General features: G+C 49.0%; 18 protein-coding genes and 1 pseudogene. 1 reads left to right on the forward strand and 18 read right to left on the reverse strand.

What is annotated here, in order from left to right:
- Positions 1-3: 3 nt before the first annotated feature.
- From rpsB to ilvD, 10 genes and pseudogenes are all read right to left on the reverse strand, one after another.
- Positions 4-783 (reverse strand): 30S ribosomal protein S2, encoded by a 780-nt coding sequence (rpsB, locus tag A1sIIB106_RS04570; RefSeq protein ID WP_095677521.1) that lies wholly within the window; start codon positions 781-783, stop codon positions 4-6.
- Positions 784-1,060: 277 nt separating this feature from the next.
- Positions 1,061-1,978, reverse strand: a complete 918-nt coding sequence (locus A1sIIB106_RS04575) for a tyrosine recombinase XerC (protein ID WP_095677522.1) — start codon at positions 1,976-1,978, stop codon at positions 1,061-1,063.
- A gap of 10 nt (positions 1,979-1,988) precedes the next feature.
- Positions 1,989-3,578 (reverse strand): citramalate synthase, encoded by a 1,590-nt coding sequence (gene cimA, locus A1sIIB106_RS04580; RefSeq protein ID WP_095677523.1) that lies wholly within the window; start codon positions 3,576-3,578, stop codon positions 1,989-1,991.
- Positions 3,578-4,657 carry a branched-chain amino acid aminotransferase gene (locus tag A1sIIB106_RS04585; RefSeq protein WP_095677875.1) on the reverse strand — a complete coding sequence of 360 codons (1,080 nt, stop codon included), beginning with the start codon at positions 4,655-4,657 and terminating at the stop codon, positions 3,578-3,580. Before A1sIIB106_RS04585 ends, cimA begins: the two co-directional genes overlap by 1 nt.
- A gap of 1 nt (position 4,658) precedes the next feature.
- Positions 4,659-5,693, reverse strand: coding sequence for a 3-isopropylmalate dehydrogenase (locus A1sIIB106_RS04590; protein ID WP_095677524.1), 1,035 nt, complete (start codon positions 5,691-5,693; stop codon positions 4,659-4,661).
- Between the two features lie 10 nt (positions 5,694-5,703).
- The gene (gene serA / locus A1sIIB106_RS04595) at positions 5,704-7,323 is read right to left on the reverse strand and encodes a phosphoglycerate dehydrogenase (RefSeq protein WP_190277164.1); all 1,620 of its coding nucleotides are present in this window, start codon (positions 7,321-7,323) and stop codon (positions 5,704-5,706) included.
- Positions 7,289-8,314, reverse strand: coding sequence for a ketol-acid reductoisomerase (gene ilvC / locus A1sIIB106_RS04600; protein WP_190276918.1), 1,026 nt, complete (start codon positions 8,312-8,314; stop codon positions 7,289-7,291). Before ilvC ends, serA begins: the two co-directional genes overlap by 35 nt.
- Positions 8,315-8,412: 98 nt before the next feature.
- A pseudogene (gene ilvN / locus A1sIIB106_RS04605) lies at positions 8,413-8,655 on the reverse strand (acetolactate synthase small subunit); the annotation flags it as partial.
- Complete coding sequence (locus A1sIIB106_RS04610; RefSeq protein ID WP_095677526.1) at positions 8,655-10,415, reverse strand: acetolactate synthase large subunit; 1,761 nt, start codon at positions 10,413-10,415, stop codon at positions 8,655-8,657. The gene A1sIIB106_RS04610 and the pseudogene ilvN, both read right to left, overlap by 1 nt.
- A gap of 240 nt (positions 10,416-10,655) precedes the next feature.
- Positions 10,656-12,329: a dihydroxy-acid dehydratase gene (ilvD, locus tag A1sIIB106_RS04615; RefSeq protein WP_095677527.1), complete on the reverse strand. Its 1,674-nt coding sequence runs from the start codon at positions 12,327-12,329 to the stop codon at positions 10,656-10,658.
- 4 nt (positions 12,330-12,333) lie between these two features.
- Here ilvD and A1sIIB106_RS04620 point away from each other — a divergent pair, with 4 nt between their 5' ends.
- A complete protein-coding gene (locus A1sIIB106_RS04620; protein ID WP_095671839.1) occupies positions 12,334-13,878 on the forward strand; it encodes an MFS transporter in 1,545 nt (514 codons plus the stop codon).
- Between the two features lie 10 nt (positions 13,879-13,888).
- Here A1sIIB106_RS04620 and gatB read toward each other — a convergent pair whose 3' ends face one another.
- The 8 genes from gatB to rplU form a co-directional block, all read right to left on the reverse strand.
- On the reverse strand, positions 13,889-15,397 hold the full coding sequence (gatB, locus tag A1sIIB106_RS04625) for an Asp-tRNA(Asn)/Glu-tRNA(Gln) amidotransferase subunit GatB (RefSeq protein WP_095677528.1): 1,509 nt from the start codon (positions 15,395-15,397) through the stop codon (positions 13,889-13,891).
- The gene (gene gatA / locus A1sIIB106_RS04630; RefSeq protein ID WP_095677529.1) at positions 15,397-16,893 is read right to left on the reverse strand and encodes an Asp-tRNA(Asn)/Glu-tRNA(Gln) amidotransferase subunit GatA; all 1,497 of its coding nucleotides are present in this window, start codon (positions 16,891-16,893) and stop codon (positions 15,397-15,399) included. The genes gatB and gatA overlap by 1 nt, the downstream gene beginning before the upstream one ends.
- On the reverse strand, positions 16,890-17,189 hold the full coding sequence (gene gatC, locus A1sIIB106_RS04635) for an Asp-tRNA(Asn)/Glu-tRNA(Gln) amidotransferase subunit GatC (protein ID WP_095671318.1): 300 nt from the start codon (positions 17,187-17,189) through the stop codon (positions 16,890-16,892). The genes gatA and gatC overlap by 4 nt, the downstream gene beginning before the upstream one ends.
- 28 nt (positions 17,190-17,217) lie before the next feature.
- Positions 17,218-18,486, reverse strand: a complete 1,269-nt coding sequence (locus tag A1sIIB106_RS04640; protein ID WP_095677530.1) for a glutamate-5-semialdehyde dehydrogenase — start codon at positions 18,484-18,486, stop codon at positions 17,218-17,220.
- A 23-nt stretch (positions 18,487-18,509) separates the two neighbouring features.
- Entirely contained in the window at positions 18,510-19,628 is a 1,119-nt protein-coding gene (proB, locus tag A1sIIB106_RS04645) for a glutamate 5-kinase (RefSeq protein ID WP_095671320.1), read from the reverse strand.
- Positions 19,629-21,119 carry a GTPase ObgE gene (gene obgE / locus A1sIIB106_RS04650; protein WP_095671321.1) on the reverse strand — a complete coding sequence of 497 codons (1,491 nt, stop codon included), beginning with the start codon at positions 21,117-21,119 and terminating at the stop codon, positions 19,629-19,631.
- A gap of 108 nt (positions 21,120-21,227) precedes the next feature.
- Positions 21,228-21,485 (reverse strand): 50S ribosomal protein L27, encoded by a 258-nt coding sequence (rpmA, locus tag A1sIIB106_RS04655; RefSeq protein ID WP_095671322.1) that lies wholly within the window; start codon positions 21,483-21,485, stop codon positions 21,228-21,230.
- Between the two features lie 12 nt (positions 21,486-21,497).
- Entirely contained in the window at positions 21,498-21,815 is a 318-nt protein-coding gene (gene rplU, locus A1sIIB106_RS04660) for a 50S ribosomal protein L21 (protein WP_190276919.1), read from the reverse strand.
- Between the last annotated feature and the right edge of the window lie 18 nt (positions 21,816-21,833).

Here is a 21,833-nt window from a genome sequence, read left to right on the forward strand (position 1 = left end):
TACTTATGCCTCCGGAGTTGTTGGTGCTGCTTCAAGTAGCTCTTTTTCAAGCGCTTCAGTTGCCGCGTTCTTTGCAGCATCTGGAGCAGGTGCAGCTGCTGTGCGAGTCTTCATGCCCTCAACAATTGCATCAGTGATAACGCGTGTCAGAAGTCCGATTGAACGGATTGCATCGTCGTTACCTGGAATCTTGTAATCAACTTCATCGGGATCGCAGTTTGTATCAAGGATCGCAATAACTGGGATTCCCAGCTTCTTTGCCTCAGCAACTGCGAGGTGCTCCTTCTTGGTATCAACAACCCAAATTGCTGAAGGCAACTTGGTCATATGACGGATACCGTCGAGGTTCTTAAATAGCTTTTCGCGCTCACGACGAAGAACAAGAAGTTCTTTCTTTGTAAGCAAAAGGTCATTTGCATTCTCAAGAGCTTCAAGCTCCTTGAGGCGCTGAATGCGCTTGTAAACAGTTGGGAAGTTAGTGAGCATTCCACCCAACCAGCGCTCGGTGACGGTTGGCATTCCAACACGTGCAGCCTGCTGCATGATTGGTTCGTGTGCTTGCTTCTTTGTTCCAACGAATAGAACGTGTCCGCCCTTTGCGACGGTGTCCTTTACGAATTCATATGCTTGATCGATAAGTGCAAGTGATTGCTGGATATCGATGATGTAGATGCCGTTGCGCTCTGTGAAAATGAAGCGCTTCATCTTTGGGTTCCAGCGACGTGTCTGATGTCCGAAGTGGACTCCACTGTCGAGGAGTTCTCGCATTGTTACAACTGCCATGGCAGCGTTCTCCTTTTTAGGTTTTTGCGCACAGCGCAATAAACCTGCTCGGTTAATGGCTTAACAATTTGTTAGGCCCGTCGCACCTACAACGCCGACCAACCTTTGAAAATAAATTTCTTAAGTCGGACCGAAGTGGCTTGTATTCCCTGACATTTCAATTACTGAATTGGTCAGTTCATACATAAGTGCTGAGATGTCACCAAAGGTTCCTTTAAAGAATGGCTCTGGTGCAGGGGAAATCTTACCTGTCGCCGAGGGGTGCTAAATCCACCTTCTATGCGCGGGGGTGGGCTTGTTTAAAGGCTTTTTGCAGTCTCTCAGTTGATACGTGCGTATAGATCTGGGTTGTTGCAAGGGATGCATGTCCCAAGATTTCTTGAACCGTGCGAAGGTCTGCGCCTCCTTCTAGGAGATGAGTTGCTGCCGAATGGCGCAGAGCATGTGGTCCTAACTTCACTGCACCTTCCAAAGCTTGTAACGCTTGATAAACAACGGTGCGAACAGTGCGTTGATCAATTCGCTTACCGCGCGCTCCAAGAAAAACGGCACGATCTGATTTATCTCCAGCCAATGATGGGCGACCTTCTTTTAACCAAGCAACGAGTGCGCGCATCGCCGGATTTCCGAGCGGAATCGTGCGCTCTTTATTTCCTTTACCGATTACGCGAATAGTGTTTCGCTCGTAATCAATATCTTGTAGATCAAGACCGCAGAGTTCAGAGACGCGGGCACCGCTGGCATATAAGACTTCGACCATCGCGCAATCACGTTTTGATAGCGGTCCATCTTCATCTGCAACCCTGGTTGCAAGTGCATCCATAGCTAGGCCGGCATCGGCAATGTTTAATACCTCTGGCAAAGTTCGCGCACCCTTTGGGGTTGCAAGCGTTGCCCCCACATCTTTTGCTAGGTAACCCTTCTTAGTTGCCCATTTAGTAAATAAGCGAATCGAAACCGCGCGACGCGAAAGCGTGGTGCGCGCTCCCCCTTTGACTTGCTGGTTGGCGAGCCAAGAACGAATATGTGAAAGCTCGAGTTTAGAAAAGTCAGTTATATCTAATTTTTCTAAGTGTTCGAAGAAAGAATCCAGATCGCCTAAGTAGGCGCGAATTGTGTGGGCCGAAAGGTTGCGCTCGGATTCGAGGTATTTCAGAAAGGCGTCGCGAATTTCGCTTAGTGCAACGCTTCCCATGCGTTAAAGGTTACTCGGGTTTGCGACCTTGGCGCAGTAAGCCGAAGGTGACCGCATCTTCAAGTGCCATCGCAGATGCCGCAATAACGTTTTCGTGAACACCAACAGTGTTCCATTCGCCTTTGCCATCTGAAGTTTCTACAAGTACGCGGGTGATCGCACCTGTGCCAAGGCGTCCTTCGAGGATACGTACTTTGTAATCTGTAAGTTCCAGAACTTCTAGTTCTGGATACAACTGCTTTAAGCCAGAACGAAGCGCGTTATCGAATGCGTTAACTGGGCCGTTTCCTGAGCCTGAGCAAGAGATCTCTTTACCTTGCGCGGTCACAGTTACTTCCGCTTTCGTAACGATGCTCTGATCTTCAGCGCGCTCTACAGTTGTGAGCCAGTGATCAATTGTGAAAAATGAAGGACGCTTGCCAGAGATTTCTTCTAGCAAGAGTAGTTCGAATGACGCATCTGCTGCTTCAAAGGTAAAGCCGCGAGATTCCATCTCCTTTACGCGATCAACTACGCGTCCAACTAATTCGCGATCGCCGCCAAGATCTACGCCGAGTTCTTGTGATTTAAGTTCGATCGAAGCGCGACCGGCCATATCTGAAACCAGCATTCGCATATCGTTTCCGACTGATGCAGGATCTTCATGTTGGTATAAGAACGGATCGACTTTAATTGCAGAGGCATGAAGACCCGCCTTGTGTGCAAATGCGGAGACACCAACGTACGGTTGACGCGCCGATGGTGAAATATTGGTTACTTCTGCGACTGCATGAGAAATTCGGAAAGATTCGCGAAGCGCGTTTGGAGGCAAGACCAATTGCTTCTTCTTTAATTCTAAGTTAGCGATAATTGTTACGAGATCAGCATTTCCGGTTCGTTCGCCATAACCGTTAAGTGTTCCCTGTACGTGTGTGGCACCTGCAGCAACCGCGGCCATTGAGTTTGCAACAGCACACCCAGTGTCGTTGTGGCAGTGGATGCCGATACGGGCAGAAGTCGCAGTTAAAACATCATGAACAACATCGGCAATTTCATCAGGCAGCATTCCGCCATTGGTATCGCAGAGCGCAGCAACATCGGCGCCTGCTTCCATCGCAACGCGGATTACTTCAAGTGCGTAATCGCGGTTGGCGCGATAGCCATCGAAGAAGTGCTCAGCGTCAAGAAATACTCGTTGTCCTTCTTGGCGAAGGTGGGTTACTGAATCGCGAATCATCGCGAGGTTCTCTTCGAGCGTTGTCTTAAGTGCAAGATCAACGTGGCGATCAAATGCCTTTGCAACCAAGGTAACTGCAGGAGCGCCGCTATCGCGAAGCGCACCAAGTAATACATCATCAGCAGCTTTAACGTTTGGGCGACGAGTTGCACCGAATGCCACAAAGATGGCGTTCTTAAGCTTTAACTCTTTCTTAGCAAGGGCAAAGAATTCGGTGTCCTTTGGATTAGCTCCTGGCCAACCGCCTTCGATAAAACCAACGCCGAGATCATCAAGGTGACGAGCGATAGTTAGTTTGTCGTGAACGGAAAGATTTAAACCCTCTTGCTGTGCGCCATCGCGCAGAGTGGTGTCATAGATATGGAAAGCATCAGAGATGGTCATTAGATAACTCGTTTAACCCAGCCGTGCTTATCTGCAGTTGTACCGTGCTGAATTGCGAGCAAATGATTGCGGATTTGCATAGTGATCGCACCAGGCTGTCCATCACCTGTTACCCAAGTACCCATTGCGCTCTTAGCTTGGCCAACTGGTGAAACAACAGCGGCAGTACCGCAAGCAAAGATTTCGGTGATCTCACCGGATGAAACACCGATGCGCCAGTCGTCGATAGAGAGCATCACTTCATCGGTCTTGTAACCAAGATCTTTTGCAGCGGACAAAATTGAATCGCGAGTAATACCTGGCAATAAAGTGCCGGTTAACTTTGGAGTAATAACAGTTGCATCGGCGCCTTCGCCCTTTACGAAGTAAAGGTTCATGCCGCCCATTTCTTCAATCCACTTGCGCTCTTTGGCATCGATCCAAACAACTTGATCGCAGCCTTCTTTTGCGGCTGCCTTCTGTGCAACAAGGGAAGCCGCATAGTTTCCGCCGCACTTTGCTTCACCAGTTCCGCCTTGTGCTGCGCGGACATATTCAGTTGAGATCCAAACAGATACTGCCTTAGATGGATCAAAGTAAGCACCCGCTGGCGTTGCAATAAGAATGTAAGTTGCTTTATTTGATGGGCGAACGCCTAAACCAACTTCGGTAGCGATCATAAATGGGCGTATATATAGAGATTCGCCGACTTTATTTGGAACCCATCCTGCATCTTGCTTTACAAGAGTTTCAACTGTTTCGAGGAAAAGTGCTTCGGGCATTTCTGGAAGTGCTAGACGCGCTGCCGATTTTGCAAAGCGTCGCGCATTTGCTTCAGGACGAAATAGTGCGATTCCGCCATCTGGTTGGCGATAAGCCTTCATACCTTCGAAGATCTCTTGTCCATAATGGAAAACTGCTGTTGCTGGATCAAGTGAGAGCGGCCCGTAAGGAATTAACTCTGGTTCAGCCCAGCCACCATCTTGCGTCCATTCGCAGATAACCATGTGGTCTGTGTAGTACTTACCAAATCCGCCTTCGGCAACCAAAGCATCGCGAGTCGCGGCATCTTTAGCGTTGGGATTTAGTTTGATCTTCATTTTAAAGTTGCGCGAGTAGCGCATCTCCGATTTCTGTAGTGCTTCGCTTCTTATCAGCGCGTGCTAGTAAATCTGCATTTACGGCCGCTTCGATCTCACGAGCAGCATCTGCATAACCCAAGTGGTCCATCATCATCGCAACTGACATAACTGTTGCAGTTGGGTCAGCTAAGTTCTTGCCCGCGATATCTGGCGCTGAGCCGTGTACTGGCTCGAACATTGATGGAAATGCTCCGGTTGGATTGATATTGCCAGAGGCTGCAAGACCAATGCCGCCGCAGATTGCTGCTGCGATATCGGTCAAGATATCTCCAAATAAGTTATCGGTTACGACAACGTCAAAGCGTTCTGGGTTGGTAACGAAGAACATTGATGCGGCATCAACGTGCAGGTAATCAGTAGTTACACCTGGGAACTCTTTGGCAACTTCATTGAAGGTGCGGGTCCAAAGGCTGCCAGCGCGAGTTAATACATTGTTCTTGTGAACAAGCGTTAACTTCTTGCGATCGCGCTTTGCGGCGCGCGCAAAGGCATCACGAATTACTCGCTCAGCACCGCGGCGGGTATTTAGAGATTCTTCAGTTGCGATTTCGGCATCGGTTCCTTCAGCAAGAACTCCGCCAGCGCCAACGTATGGGCCTTCGGTTCCTTCACGAACCACGATGAAATCGATTGGCGCCTTTGTAGCAAGCGGACCAGTTACACCAGCGCGCAAGACAGCAGGACGCAAGTTGATGTAGTGATCGAATGCGAAGCGAAGCTTAAGAAGCAATCCGCGTTCTAGAACTCCACTTGGAACTGTTGGATCTCCAACCGCTCCTAGCAAGATGACATCTGCCTTAGCGATTTCAGCAAGAACGGAATCTGGCAGAACTTCTCCAGTGCGATGCCAATAACCTGCGCCAAGATCGTATTCGGTCTTAGTGAAAGTCACGTCGTACTTTGCGGCGACCTTATCGAGAACGCGAAGACCTTGGGCAACCACTTCTGGTCCAATTCCATCGCCTGCGATAACAGCAAGATTTATATTTTTCATATAGCGCCCATTAGTTCACTAAGGTAACTGAACGGACGAGATCGGCACCAGTTTCCTTAGCAACTGCCGAAACAATTGCATCAGCAACAGGTGAGTCAACGGTGATAGCCATCAACGCTTCTCCCCCAGCGCTAGCGCGGGCAACTTGCATTCCTGCAATATTGATTCCGGCTTTGCCAAGTGCGTTTCCGACTGCGCCAACAACGCCTGGGCGATCGGCATAACGCAAGAAGAGCAAGTTATCGGTTGGTGGAAGATCAAGATCGAAACCATCGATTGCGATGATCTTTTCAACTTTGCGGATACCCATCAAAGTTCCATCAACGGTGATCGACTTTCCATTTGCAAGTGCGCAATGCAAAGAAATCATGCTTCTGTATTCCGGGCTTACTGCATCAGTATCTGACGTTGATGTCAGATTGCGAGCAGCTGCAAGGCCTGGAGCGTTTACATATGTAACATCTTCAGCGCCAGTTGCAAGTAGTGCGCCCTTAAGTGCGCTAATGGCCAAGATTGATGAATCATGCTCAGAGATATCTCCGCGCACATGGACATCAAGATTGGTTGGAAGCTCTCCCGCAATTGCAGTTGCGATCTGCGCCATCTTTTCAACGAGTGGAAGCGATGGACGAATTTCCTCGTGGATTGCGCCACCCTTTACGTTGACTGCATCAGGAACTAGCTCGCCAGCAAGTGCTTTACGAACTGAAACTGCAACGGCAATTCCAGCGCGCTCTTGAGCCTCATCAGTTGATGCGCCCAAGTGTGGAGTTGCAACTACTTGATCAAGTTGGAACAAAGGTGAATCAGTACAAGGTTCGGTGACATAAACATCAAGTCCAGCACCAGCAACGCGACCTTCAACGATCGCATCGTGCAGAGCGGCCTCATCGAGAACGCCACCACGAGCTGCGTTGATGATGCGAACTGAAGGCTTAACTTTCTTAAGCGCTTCTACGCCGATCAAATTTGCAGTCTCTTTAGTCTTTGGCAAGTGAATTGTGATGAAGTCACTTCGAGTAAGAAGTGTGTCTAGATCAACTAGTTCAACGCCAAGCTGTGCAGCGCGGGCTGGCTGTAGGTATGGATCGTAGGCAACTACGTTCATGCCAAATGCCTGCATGCGATGAGCAACTAACTGGCCAATACGTCCGAAGCCAACAATGCCAAGTGTTTTTTCAAATAGTTCAGCGCCGGTGTACTTAGAGCGCGCCCACTTGCCATTACGGAGTGCCGCATGTGCTGGTGAGATGAAACGTGCTGAAGCAAGTAGCAATGAGATGGCAAGCTCTGCCGCAGAGACAATATTTGAAGTTGGTGCGTTAACGACCATTACACCTGCAGTTGTTGCTGCAGGAATATCAACGTTATCTAAACCAACGCCAGCGCGTGCAATAACTTTCAAACCCTTTGCCGCAGCGATTGCTTCTGCATCCATCTTGGTTGCAGAACGGATCAAGACCGCATCGACTCCTTTGCCAAGTTCGGCAAGGAGTTCGGTGCGGTTTGCGCCATCACAATTGCGTACTTCAAAATCCGGGCCTAGCGCTTCTAGGGTTGCCGGACTTAATTCTTCAGCGATTAATACAACAGGTTTAGCCACGCGCAGCGCTTCCTTCTCGGTAATCATCTTTATTTGAAGTCTTGATCCAGCTAAACATCTTGCGAAGTTCGCGGCCTACTCCTTCAATTGGGTGAGCCTCTCCCTTTGCACGAAGCGCCTTGAATTCAGGTGCTCCTGCTTCTTGGTCATCAATGAAGCGCTTCGCAAATGCACCAGATTGGATATCAGCAAGAACTGCCTTCATATTCTCTTTAACGCTTGGGTCGATAACGCGTGGACCAGAGACGTAATCTCCGTATTCAGCAGTATCTGATACTGACCAACGCTGCTTGGCGATTCCACCTTCGAACATCAAGTCAACAATAAGTTTTAGTTCGTGCAGGCACTCGAAGTAAGCAACTTCTGGCTGGTATCCAGCTTCAGTAAGTGTTTCAAATCCGTACATAACTAGTTGTGATGCGCCACCGCAAAGTACTGACTGCTCACCGAATAGATCTGTTTCGGTCTCTTCTGTAAATGTTGTGAGGATTCCGCCAGCGCGAAGTCCACCAATTGCCTTTGCGTAAGAAAGTGTTAGTGGCCATGCGTTGCCTGTTGCATCTTGTTCAACTGCAACGATTACAGGAACTCCACGACCGCCTGCAAACTCGCGGCGAACCAAGTGTCCTGGGCCCTTTGGCGCAACCATGCAAACATCAACATTTGCAGTTGGCTTGATGTAACCAAAGCGGATATTGAAACCATGGCCGAAGAAGAGAGCATCGCCATCTTTAAGGTTAGGCAAGATTGAATCTGTGTAGATGTGGCGCTGTACGTGATCTGGCGCCAAGATCATGATGACCGTGGCTTCCTTAACGGCTTCTGCAACTGTTACAACGCGAAGGCCTTCTGCCTCTGCCTTAGCGCGTGAAGGTGAACCTTCTTTTAGACCAACGCGAACATCAACGCCTGAGTCACGCAGGTTTAGTGCGTGCGCATGGCCTTGTGAGCCGTAACCGATGATCGCGACCTTGCGACCCTGGATGATTGATAGATCTGCATCCTCTTCGTGATACATCGTTGCCACGGTGTTTCTCCTTTTTCTTTTTCGAGTTAGTTTCTTGCTTAGTTTTGGTAATCAGGTTGGGTGTCGTGAACTTCTTTACCTTTGCCTGTCACATCTTTAATGGATATGACGCTGACAAGTTTGTCGAGCTGAGCAATAACTTGCTCGAGAGAGTGGCCTTCTACAGCTACTCCAATAACCATCTTTGAAATTGAGGAATCTTGAGTTGGTCCAACGTTGAGAGTTTCGATGTTGAATGCACGGCGCGAAAAGAGGCCAGCTACGCGGGCTAGAACTCCTGGTTCGTTTTCAACGAGAACTTCAAGAGTGTGTTGACGGCGGCTAGTAGTCATTAGAGCTCCTGTGAATCCCAGTCGGGCGCAGTAGCGCGAGCGATCATGATTTCATCATTTGAAGTTCCGGCAGCAACCATCGGCCAAACCATCGCATCGCGATGTACGCGGAAATCAACAACAACTGGTTGGTCATTGATCGACATCGCTTTCTCAATTGTCTTATCCAAATCTTCCGGGCGTTCGCAAGCAAGACCAACGCAACCCATACTTTCAGCGAGCATCGGGAAGTTAGGAACACGCTTTGATTCGAGGTTGGTATTTGAGTAACGACCTTCGTAGAACAAGGTCTGCCATTGGCGAACCATGCCGAGAGATTCGTTATTGATAATCGCAACCTTGATTGGAATATTGTTAAGTGCACAGGTAACGAGTTCCTGATTTGTCATCTGGAAACATCCATCACCATCTATCGCCCAAACAGTTGCATCTGGTGCGCCAACTTTTGCACCCATCGCAGCAGGAACGCCGTAACCCATGGTGCCTGCACCACCTGAGTTGAGCCAAGTGCGAGGATGTTCGTATGAAATAAATTGTGATGCCCACATCTGATGTTGGCCAACGCCTGCGGTAAAGATGGTGTCGGTACCAGATATCTGACCAATTCTTTGGATTACATGTTGTGGTGACAATGAACCATCTTCAGGTTGGTCATAACCCAATGGATATGTGGACTTAAGCGAATTCATCTGTCGCAACCATGCTGAGAGATCAGGTTGGTTCTTTGCAAGAGCCGCTTTAAGCGCAGGAATAAGAGCTGAAATGGTTTCACGTACATCTCCGACAACTGCAACATCGGCATGGCGGTTCTTACCGATTTCAGCAGGATCAATATCTGCATGAAGAATCTTTGCGTTCGGTGCAAATGTAGAAAGCTTTCCGGTAACGCGATCATCGAAACGAGCACCTAAAGTGATTAGTAGGTCGGCCTTTTGTAGCGCTGTAACAGCGGCTACAGTGCCGTGCATTCCTGGCATACCCATATGCAGCGGATGTGAATCTGGGAAAGCACCGCGTGCCATAAGAGTTGTAACAACGGGCGCTTCAAGAAGTTCAACAAGTTGACGAAGTTCTTTATGAGCGTTGGCCTTGATTACGCCGCCACCAACATAGAAGACCGGCTTTGATGATTGCGCGATTAGCGCAGCAGCATCGGTGATCGCCTGTGCATCAGGAGTTGTCTTTGGGTTGTAACCAGCAAGCTTGATCGAAGTTGGCCAGTTAAAAGAAGTCATCTTCTGTAGCGCATCTTTAGCAACGTCTACGAGAACAGGACCTGGACGACCAGTTGTTGCGATATGGAAAGCCTCAGCGATAACGCCAGGGATTTCATCGGGGTTGGTTACCAAATAATTGTGCTTTGTAAACGGCATGGTGATTCCGCGAATATCAGCTTCCTGGAATGCATCGGTACCGATTGCCGCAGATGGAACTTGGCCGGTGATTGCAATTAGAGGAACTGAATCCATTGCAGCATCCATTAAAGGCGTAACTAGGTTTGTCGCACCAGGACCAGATGTTGCGATACAGACACCTGCGCGCCCAGTAACTTGCGCATAGCCAGTTGCTGCGTGACCTGCGCCTTGTTCGTGGCGAACCAAGATATGGCGAATAGTTGAATCAAAGATCGGATCGTAAGCAGGAAGAATTGCGCCGCCTGGCAGTCCGAACATCACTTCTACATTTGCTGCTTCTAGGCTTTTCACCAATGAAGTAGCTCCTGTCATTGCTGTGCCGTTGGCCGTTGGTATGTGCGCCATCTTCTTACTCCTTTCCGTACTCTCGTTTTGGTTTCTAACTTTTTATTTCTACAATTCATTTTTTAAATGAAAAAACCCTCAGAGGATCTGAGGGCGCGTGCGTTAAAAAGGCACGCGCTATCGAATGACCACCACAATTACTGATGACGAGATGAGCGCGCACTTCTTTGACATACGAGTATTCTCCATCGCAGATGGCAGTTGAGTCAAGGTTTGAGATGTAAGTCTCAAATTGTGAAACTAGCCGCAGACAGCGCCCTTTGAGGCCGAGCCAACGGTCTTGGAATACTTCGCCAGAACCCCACGGGTGAATTTGTGAGGAAGCGGCTTCCATCCAACTTTGCGAGCTTCGAGTTCTGCCGGGTCAACTAAGAGATCTAAGGTGCGCGCCTTGATATCAATGCGCACTCGATCTCCATCTTTTATAAATGCAATCGGTCCACCGTCTACTGCTTCAGGTGCAACGTGCCCAACACATAGACCAGTTGATCCACCAGAGAAGCGACCATCAGTTAAGAGCAGAGTTGATTTACCAAGTCCTGCTCCTTTAATCGCACCAGTAATCATCAACATCTCGCGCATACCTGGTCCACCCTTTGGACCTTCGTAGCGAATCACAACTACATCGCCAGATTGGATCGTTCCATTTTCGAGCGCTTCCATCGCAGCTTGTTCGCGTTCAAAAACGCGCGCTGGTCCTTCGAAAGATTCGATACCTATACCTGCGGTCTTACAGACTGCGCCATCGGAAGCAAGTGAACCACCAAGAATTGTGATTCCGACATCTGTTGAAAGTGGTGTTGAAATTGCATGCAAAATATCGCCATCTACATCTGGAGGATTAATCCCCGCAAGGTTTTCGGCCATAGTTTTTCCGGTAACTGTCATTACATCGCCATGCAATAAACCGGCATCGAGAAGCGCCTTAAGTACAACAGGTACTCCCCCGACTTTATCCATGTCGCTCATTACATAGCGACCGAAAGGCTTTAAATCTCCGAGTAGTGGAACTTTTGAACCAATACGGTGGAAATCATCAAGCGATAAGTCAACTTCTGCTTCGTGTGCAATCGCTAGCAAGTGAAGAACTGCGTTTGTAGAACCACCAAGTGCCATAACGGCGGTGATGGCATTTTCAAATGCGCGCTTTGTAAGAATGTCGCGAGTTGTTAGACCCAGCTTGATCATATTTACAACTGCAGCACCTGATGCAACCGCGAAAGCATCGCGGCGGCGATCAACTGCAGGAGGTGCGGCAGATCCTGGAAGTGAGAGGCCGATTGCTTCGCCAACAGTTGCCATTGTGTTCGCGGTGTACATGCCACCGCAAGCGCCTTCACCCGGACAGATTGCGCGCTCAATTTGATCGACGCGTTCTTGGGTAATTAATCCGCGAGCACAAGCACCAACTGCTTCGAAGGCATCGATGATGGTTACATCTTTGCCATCTACTTGCCCTGGAAGAGTTGATCCGGCATAAACAAATACAGATGCAACATCTATACGTGCTGCCGCCATCATCATTCCAGGCAGTGATTTATCGCACCCAGCAAATGTAACCATGCCATCAAGGCGTTCGGCCTGCATAACTGTTTCAACTGAATCGGCAATTACTTCACGAGAAACAAGTGAGAAGTGCATTCCTTCGTGTCCCATAGAAATTCCATCAGAGACTGAAATAGTGCCGAATTGCATTGGGAACCCACCGGCATCAATTACACCTTGCTTAGAAGCTTTAGCTAAGCGATCTAACGAGAGATTACATGGGGTGATTTCATTCCAAGATGAAGCAATGCCGATCTGAGGCTTTACCCAATCTTCATCACCCATACCGACTGCGCGAAGCATTCCGCGGGCAGGTGCGCGCTCTAAGCCATCTGTGACCAAACCCGAACGTGGCTTCATCTGCGACATGGCAATGAGTCTAATAGACTCCACTCATTCACTTCAATATTTAACCAAATTGCTTAACGTTTCCGAGGAGATTTCTGTGTCAAAAAAGCCCGTCCAATTAGATAAAGATGGTTTAGATCCAAATCGCTGGCGCACGCTCTTTGTGGTTGCCATTTCTCAATTAATGGTCGTTCTCGACTCATCAATTGTAAATATTGCTATCCCAAGTGCAAAGGCTGATCTCGGGATTACCGATGCAAATCAGCAGTGGGTTATCACTGCCTACACCTTGGCTTTTGGTTCTTTGCTTCTAATTGGCGGGCGCATTGGTGACTTCATGGGCCGTAAGAAAATCTTTATCATCGGGCTCGCAGGTTTCGCAGCCGCTTCCGCTCTTGGCGGAGTAGCTGCAAATCAAGAGTTGCTCTTTGCTTCCCGTGCGCTACAAGGTGTTTTCGGTGCCCTTCTTGCACCTGCAGCACTGGCAATTATTTCTGTAACTTTCACAGTACCTGCAGAGCGCGCTAAAGCATTCGGTGTCGTTGGCGCAATCTCAGGCGGAGGCGCAGCCATTGGATTAATCCTTGGCGGAACCCTTACTGAGTACTTCTCATGGCGCTGGTGTTTAGGTGTCAACGTTCCGATCGCGGTATTCGCTGGCTTAATGGCCTTCTTCTATGTCAGAGAATCAAAAGCTGGCGGCGAACATAGCTACGACATTCCTGGTGTTATCACTGCAACTGCAGGTCTCTTCTCGCTGACTTACGGTTTTAATGAAGCAGCGACCAAGGGTTGGTCATCACAGAGCACAATTACATTCTTAGTTGTCGCCGTACTTCTCTTGGTTTCATTTGTTGTAATCGAAGCCAAGGTTTCAAATCCAATGATGCCGCTGCGCGTTGTAACAGAGCGCAACCGCGGTGGTTCATACCTAGGTTCCCTAATCGTCGGAGCCGGTCTCTTCTCGATGTTCTTATTCCTAGGTCTTTACCTACAAGTCGTACTTGGGTACTCACCACTTAAATCAGGTTTTGCATTCCTGCCATTTACTGCAGGAATCATCGTGTTCGCGGGAATTGCTTCTCAGCTCTTGCCTAAATTCGGTCCTCGTCCGCTGATGGTGCCAGGCTTAGTTTTCGCAGGTATTGGTCTGCTTATGTTGACCTTGATTACCCCAGAAACTTCCTACGTAACGCATGTGCTTCCATCGCTTCTCATTATGAGCTCTGGAATGGCGCTGGTCTTTATTCCACTAACTTCAACTTCACTACACGGGGTTAGCAATCAAGATACTGGCGTCGCTAGCGCGATGATCAATACCAGCCAGCAGGTTGGTGGATCACTCGGTACTGCACTACTTAATACAGTCGCGGCAACCGCTGCGACTAACTACATCGCGGCAAACCAAAGTATGGGCGAAAAGGTGCAAGCCTTTGGAATCACACATGGTTTCACAGTTGCATTTACCGTATCTGCTGGCTTGTTATTTGCTGGTGCGATCGTGCTCTTCTTCTTTATCAACGTTGGGAAAGATTCTCTCGTTGAAACAGAAGGCGTTTCAGTTCACTAATAAATTAAAATTAATTAGTTGGCTGACCTAAGTGGCCAAGTAGAAGCTCTCGTACGCGAGCAGCATCTGCTTGGCCCTTTGTCTCTTTCATGACTGCACCGATCAAAGCACCCGCTGCAGGAACATGTCCATTACGGACTTTATCTGCAGTCTCTGCTTGCTCAGCACAAACCTTCTCAATGGCTGCCATTAGCGCGCCATCATCGTTAACAACTTTAATACCGCGCTTTGCCACAACTTCGGAAGGCTTTCCTTCGCCAGCGATTACGCCTTCTACAACTTGGCGGGCCAACTTATCTGTTAGCTCGCCTGCAGCAACTAGCGCAACGATTTCAGCAACATCAGCAGGTGTGATTGAGAGATCTTGAATCGCAGAATCTTTTTCGTTTGCGATACGTGAGATTTCACCGAGCCACCAAGTACGCGCCTTAGTTGGTTCTGCACCAAGCAGAACGGTTGCTTCCACGATATCCAAAACGTCAGCGTTAATCATCGCGGCCATCTCTTTATCTGGAACAGACCATTCCTCTTTCAAGCGCTTACGACGTAGTGATGGGCGCTCCGGTAATTGCTTGCGAAGAGTTTCGATCCAGGCAGCATCTGGTGCAACTGGAACTAGATCTGGTTCAGGGAAGTAACGGTAATCCTCGGCTTGTTCTTTTGAGCGACCAGAACGAGTTAGCCCTGACTCTTCTTGGAAGTGACGAGTCTCTTGCTTAACTTTCTTGCCATCATTTAGAAGTTCAGCGTGACGAATCATTTCACCGCGGATAGCGCGCTCGACAGAGCGAAGAGAGTTTACGTTCTTGGTTTCAGAGCGCGTTCCAAGAACATCAGAACCGATTATGCGAAGCGAAACGTTGGCATCGCAACGAAGCGAGCCTTGCTCCATCTTTACATCCGAAACCTTTAAGCCGCGCAAGATGTCACGGAGTTCGGCAACGTATGCCTTAGCAACTTCTGGCGCGTACTTGCCAGTGCCAGGAACAATCTTGGTAACGATTTCAACAAGTGGAATTCCGGCGCGGTTGTAATCAAGGAGCGAATATTCCGCGCCATGGATGCGGCCAGTTGCGCCACCAACGTGGAGCGACTTTCCGGTGTCTTCTTCCATGTGTACGCGTTCAATTTCGATGCGGAACTGCTTTGGACCTTCTTCAGTTTCGATCTCAACATCGACATATCCATCGAAACAGATTGGTTCGTCGTACTGCGAAATCTGGAAGTTCTTAGGCATATCTGGATAGAAATAATTCTTGCGGGCAAAGCGGCTATATGGCGCGATCTGGCAATTAAGTGCCAAGCCAATCTTGATCGTTGATTCGATCGCTGTGGCATTTACAACTGGTAGCGCGCCAGGTAGCGCCAAGCAGACTGGGCACGTTTGAGTGTTCGGCTCTGCACCGAAAGTGGTGCTGCAAGAGCAGAACATCTTGGACTCGGTATTTAGTTCAACGTGAACTTCTAGACCAAGTACTGGTTCGTACTTTGAAATTACATCGTCATAGGTAAGCGCCATTACTTGGCACCTCCCAAAACTGGAACCTGGTCAATTAAATATCCGCCCCATTTGCTCACCAAAGCTGCTTCAAGTGCGCCACCAACTTCATATAGACGTTGGTCTTGCATCGCTGGCGCCATGATCTGGAAACCAACTGGCAGACCATCTTCATCAGCTAATCCTGCTGGCAGGCTCATTCCGCAAATACCGGCAAGGTTTACCGGAATTGTTGCTACATCTGCCAAATACATCGCGATTGGATCTTCAGATTTTTCACCGATCTTAAAGGCGGTGATTGGTGATGTTGGTGAAACCAATACATCTGCCTTAGTAAATGCCTTCTTGTAATCTTCAATAATCAAGGTACGGATCTTCTGTGCACTGCCGTAGTACGCATCGTAATAACCAGATGAGAGTGCATATGTACCGAGGATGATGCGGCGCTTAACCTCGCGGCCAAATCCTGCTTCGCGGGTTGCGTTCATGACTGTTTCGGCAGATGCGCCATCGACATCGCCTGTCCGTAGTCCATAACGCATAGCGTCAAAGCGGGCTAAGTTGGAAGAGCATTCAGATGGTGCGATCAAGTAGTAAGCAGCAAGTGCATATTCGAAACTTGGGCAATCAACTTCAACGATTTCAGCGCCAAGAGATGCAAGTAGCTCAAGTGATTCGTTAAAACGGGCAAGGACACCGTTCTGATAACCATCGCCCTGCAACTGCTTGATTACGCCGATCTTCTTTCCCTTTACATCTGCGCTACGTGCTGCAGCAACAACGTTTGGAACAGCGGCGTTAATGCTCGTTGCATCCTTAGGATCATGTCCGGCCATGACTTCATGCAAGAGCGCCGTATCTAATACTGTGCGACCAAATGGACCTGCTTGATCAAGACTTGAGGAGTAAGCGATAAGACCGTAACGAGAAACTGCTCCGTAAGTTGGACGAACGCCAACGATTCCAGTTAGCGCTGCAGGTTGGCGAATCGAACCGCCAGTATCAGAACCAACTGCGATGGGCGCTTCAAATGCGCTAACCGCTGCAGCTGATCCACCACTTGAACCACCTGGAGTGCGAGTTAAATCCCATGGATTAAAAGTTGGGCCATAGCCTGAGTTTTCAGTAGAAGAACCCATTGCGAATTCATCCATATTGGTTTTACCAAGAATTACAACGCCGGCCTGCTTTAACTTTGAAACGACAGTTGAGTCATACGGCGGTTTCCAACCCTGCAAGATCTTTGATCCCGCTGTTGTCGGTACGCCTTCTTGGGCTAAGACATCTTTAAGTGCAAGTGGAACACCTGCAAGTGGGTGCAACTTCTTTCCAGCAGCGCGTTCGGCATCAACTTTGGCGGCTTGGGCAAGTGCGTTTTCGCCATCGACATGTAGAAATGCTTTTACCTTTGAATCGACCTCACTGATGCGATCTAAATGGCTTTGGGTAAGCGCAACCGAAGTCGTCTCCCCCGATGTCAGGGATGCTGACATTTGTGCAGCAGTCTTTTTAATCATTCCGCTTCACCAAGAATTTGTGGAACGCGAAAGCGTTGATCTTCTTGTGCAGGGGCCCCAGATAACGCTTGCTCTGGAGTAAGGCTTGGTTGCACCTGATCTTCACGGAAAATGTTTTCAATTGGCTGCGGATGAGATGTTGCCTTAACGCCTTCTAAATCCAGCTCTTGAACTCGCGCTACTGCGTCGAGGATGCTGCCAAATTGTGATGCCAGATTTACGAGTTCATCCTCGGTCATCTCAATGCGGGCAAGCGATGCCAACTTTGCGACATCATCACGGGAAAGGCTGCTCATAGTGTGTGAAGTTTAATGAGAAAGCGGGTTACGAGCGAATTTGCCCATCACCCGTGACGATCCAAGTGGTTGTGGTCATCGCTTCTAAGCCCATTGGGCCGCGGGCATGAAGTTTCTGATTTGAGATGCCGATTTCAGCGCCAAATCCCATTTGTTCGCCATCAGTAAAGCGCGTAGAAGTATTGACCATCACGGCTGCGCAATCAGCAAGTGCGATGAAACGGTCTGCGTTCTCTTTCTTCTCAGTCACGATCGCTTCGGTGTGATTAGTGCCGTACTTTGCGATGTGATCTGCTGCAGCATCAACTGAATCAACAACTCCGACATTCATCTCAAGGATTCCGTACTCGGTGCACCAATTTTCATCTGTTGCAGGAGTTGATGCGATCCCAAACTTTTCAGCAACCTTTTGTGCAGTTGCATCAGCGTGCAAGATAACGCCAGCATCAGATAGCGCCTTGAGCGCCATCGGCAAAAATGTTGGTGCAATGGCTCGGTGAACCAAAAGAGTTTCGGCTGCGTTGCAAACACTTGGGCGATGGGTCTTGGAGTTAATCAAGATTGGAAGAGCTTTTTCAATATCTGCAAATTCGTCAACGTAGACATGGCAAACACCAGCACCGGTTTCGATAGTTGGAACTGTAGATTCATCGACCACCATGCGGATTAGCGCGGCGCTGCCACGTGGAATAACTAGATCAACTTTGCCACGTGCGTTTAGCAGTGCTTTAACGGTTGCACGATCTTCGGATGGAACCAATTGAATTACCTCTGGTGAAATTTTTGTTGTGGCTAGCGCATCTCGGATAACGGTTACGAGAACCTGGTTGCTCGCCGCCGCTGTAGAAGAGCCACGCAACAACGCTGCGTTGCCGGACATTAGCAAGATAACTGCAGCATCTACCGTGACATTTGGACGGGCTTCGTAAACCATTCCGATGACGCCAAATGGAACAGATACTTGTTTAAGATCTAAACCATTTGGCAGAGTTGATTGGCGCAACACTTGTCCAAGTGGATCTGGAAGATCAGCGACCAAGCGCGCGCCATTAGCCATTCCGGCAACTCGAGATTCGGTAAGAAGTAAACGATCCTGCATCTGAGGATGCATATCCTCAGATTTTGCTCGCGCAATATCTTCGGCATTAGCCTTTAAAATCTCGGCACTACGAGTTTCGATAGCGGCAGCAATTGCATATAAAGCAGCCTTGCGTTCGGTACCTGTTGCAGTAGATAGCGTGCGTGCCGCAGCACGCGCCTTTAGAGCTAAATCCGAAACTATCTCGACTGCATCCATTGGAAAAGTTTATCGGTTTCTATTTATCCGAGGAGGACTAAATCATCGCGGTGAACTAGCTCGCGCTCATATTCTGCGCCCAAAGTTGCCGCAAGCTCTTTAGTGGAGCGACCCAGCATCTGTGGGATTTCATGCGAATCAAATGCCACAAGTCCTCGTGCAATAACTTTCTTATCTGCACTCATTATTTCGACAGTATCCCCGGCGATGAATTCGCCTTCAACCGCAGTAACACCGGCAGGTAGAAGTGAAACTCCTCTTTCGAGAATCGCTGTTACTGCTCCAGCATCGAGAATTAAGCGACCGCGTGGAGTTGAGGCATGTGCCAACCAGAGCAGACGCGATGTAGAACGTGTTCCGTGAGATGCAAAGAAGGTTCCGACTTCAGCGCCGGCTAGTGCATTTGCTGCATTAGTAAGCGATGTAAGCAACATTGGAGTTCCCGCGCCCGTTGAGATGCGCGCAGCTTCAATTTTGGTAACCATTCCCCCGCTACCAACGCCGGCAGAACCTGCGCCACCAATATCAAAATTCTCAATATCTGCGATGTGATCGACAAATGAGATTGCTTTTGCGCCCGCATGTGAAGGTGGGGCGTCATAGAGCGCATCAACATCTGAAACCAGCACAAGTAAATCAGCGCCGATTAGTAGCGACACAAGCGCGGCTAAGCGATCGTTATCGCCGAAGCGGATCTCTTGCGTTCCAACTGAATCGTTCTCGTTGATGATTGGCACAACACCGAGTGAGAGCAGTTTATTTAACGTCTGTTGTGCGTTCTGATAGTGCGAACGACGAACCACATCTTCGGTTGTTAAAAGCACCTGAGATGAGACCAAGTTATGGCGTGAAAAGTTCTCGTTGTACTTTGCAATAAGCAAGCCTTGGCCAACTGATGCTGCCGCTTGTTGCGTCGCTAAATCCTTTGGACGGGTTGTTAAACCGAGTGGAGCAAGGCCGGCTGCGATTGCACCCGAAGAAACCAGAACAACTTCAGCACCACGTGAACGTAGTTGGGCAACTGCATCAACGATTTGTGAAACCGCTTGGCTATCGAGGGCAGAACCTGCAGAACCGGTTAGCGAAGATGAACCAATTTTAATGACAACGCGTTTCGCACTTGTAACTGCGCTGCGGCTCATTTACTTATCCTCTGCTGGTGTTGGATCCGTTAAGCGTGGAGTATGTGGGTCCTCCACGTTGTACTCCCATTGTTGCGCAATTTCATCATCACTTAGTTGATCGACAACACGTTCTTCTACAACCCATGAGCCTTCTAGGCGTGAGTCTTCGCCGCGACGATGCAAGTGACCGGCTAATTGTTCGGCGCCAGCTTCAATAGTTGGCTCCCATTCGAAGACAACTTCATTATCGCCAGATCCGATACGTACTTCACTTCCGGCAACCGCTCCCTGCTTGAACAACTCTTTTTCAACTCCGAGTTGTGCCAAGCGATCTGCCAAGTAACCGATTGCTTCAGCGTTCTTAAAGTTTGTCTGGCGAACCCAACGAACAACTTTCTGTCCGCGCACGCTAAATGAACCATCGGCATTGGCGCGAACAGTGAATCCTGAATCATCTACAGCTGTTGGACGCAAGATGATGCGAGTGCGTTCTTCGGTTGCAGCCTCGGCGCGCGCTTTCTGTACTAGGCGTGCCATTGCGTAGAGAAGTTCAGTTAAGCCTGCACGGCTTGCGGCAGAGACTGGGTAAACCTCATAGCCCTTATCGCGCAAAGTTTGCGCAACCATATCGGCCATTGCTTGGCCGTCAGGAAGATCAATTTTATTTAGCGCAATAATGCGCACGCGATCTTCGAGGCCGCCGTACTGTGCGAGTTCAGATTCAATGATTTCAAGATCTGTAATTGGGTTGCGATCTGTTTCTAGCGTTCCGCAATCGAGTACATGTACAAGTGCCACACAACGTTCGACGTGGCGCAAGAACTCAAGACCCAAACCTTTACCTTGTGAGGCTCCTGGAATGAGACCTGGAACATCGGCAACGGTAAAGCGGGTATCGCCTGCTTGAACAACACCTAAATTTGGAACCAAAGTTGTAAATGGATAGTCAGCGATCTTTGGGCGCGCAGCGGAAATTGCGGCAATTAACGAAGATTTTCCAGCGCTTGGATATCCAACAAGTGCAATGTCGGCAACTGATTTAAGTTCTAAGTAGAGAGTGCGTTCTTCACCTGGTTCGCCAAGGAGTGCAAAACCTGGCGCGCGACGCTTTGAAGATGAGAGAGCCAAGTTGCCGAGGCCACCATGTCCACCTTGTGCCGCAAGAAATGTTGTACCTACCCCAATTAAATCTGCAAGTTGATTTCCTTTATCGTCGAAAACCACTGTGCCATTTGGAACAGGAAGAATTAAATCTTCACCGTATGTACCATCTTTACGATCGCCATAGCCTTGTGAACCAGATGTTGCTTTGCGATGAGGTGAATGGTGAAAATCAAGGAGCGTTGTAACGCTGGAATCGACGATCAAGATTATGTCGCCGCCGCGTCCACCGTTGCCGCCATCCGGGCCGCCTAGTGGTTTAAATTTTTCGCGCTTAACAGAGACGCAACCATCGCCGCCTTTTCCGGCAGCGGCATAGAGCGTTACGCGATCAACGAATGTTGTCATCTCTTAACGCTCCCTTCTGGTTTTTACTAAAATTGAAATCCATAAACCGGCCTGATAAATAAAAAGAGCGAGCCACGAACGCGGCTCGCTCTCTTTGAGAAACCTAAATTAAGCGACCGGTGCAACCACGTTCACTACACGGCGACCGCGAGCGCGACCGAATTCAACTGCTCCTGCAGCTAGTGCAAAGAGAGTGTCATCCTTACCGCGACCAACATTCTTTCCTGGGTGGAAATATGTTCCGCGTTGACGAACCAAAATTTCACCAGCGTTTACTTCTTGTCCGCCAAAGCGCTTGATACCGAGGTATTGCGGATTGGAATCGCGACCGTTACGTGTCGAGGAGACACCCTTCTTACTTGCCATTGTTTACGCCCTTTATTTCACGCCGCTAATAGCGGTGATCTTGACTCGAGTTTGCTGTGCACGGAAACCTTGACGACGACGGTAACCGGTCTTGTTCATGTAACGAAGGATGTCGATCTTTGGACCCTTTACTTCGTCAATTACTTCACCGGTAACTTTTACACCGCTAAGAACTTTTGCATCTGTTGTAACGCTGGCACCGTCTACGACAAGTAGCGCAGGAAAAGTTACGGTTGCACCAGCAGCCTGGTCGATACGATCGACAGTGATGGTTTCACCAACGGTGACTTTCTCCTGGCGTCCGCCAGCTTTAACGATTGCGTACACGATTCTTGCTCCAGTTCAGTT

The sequence above is a fragment of the Candidatus Planktophila lacus genome (assembly GCF_002288325.1).
Lineage (GTDB): Bacteria > Actinomycetota > Actinomycetes > Nanopelagicales > Nanopelagicaceae > Planktophila > Planktophila lacus.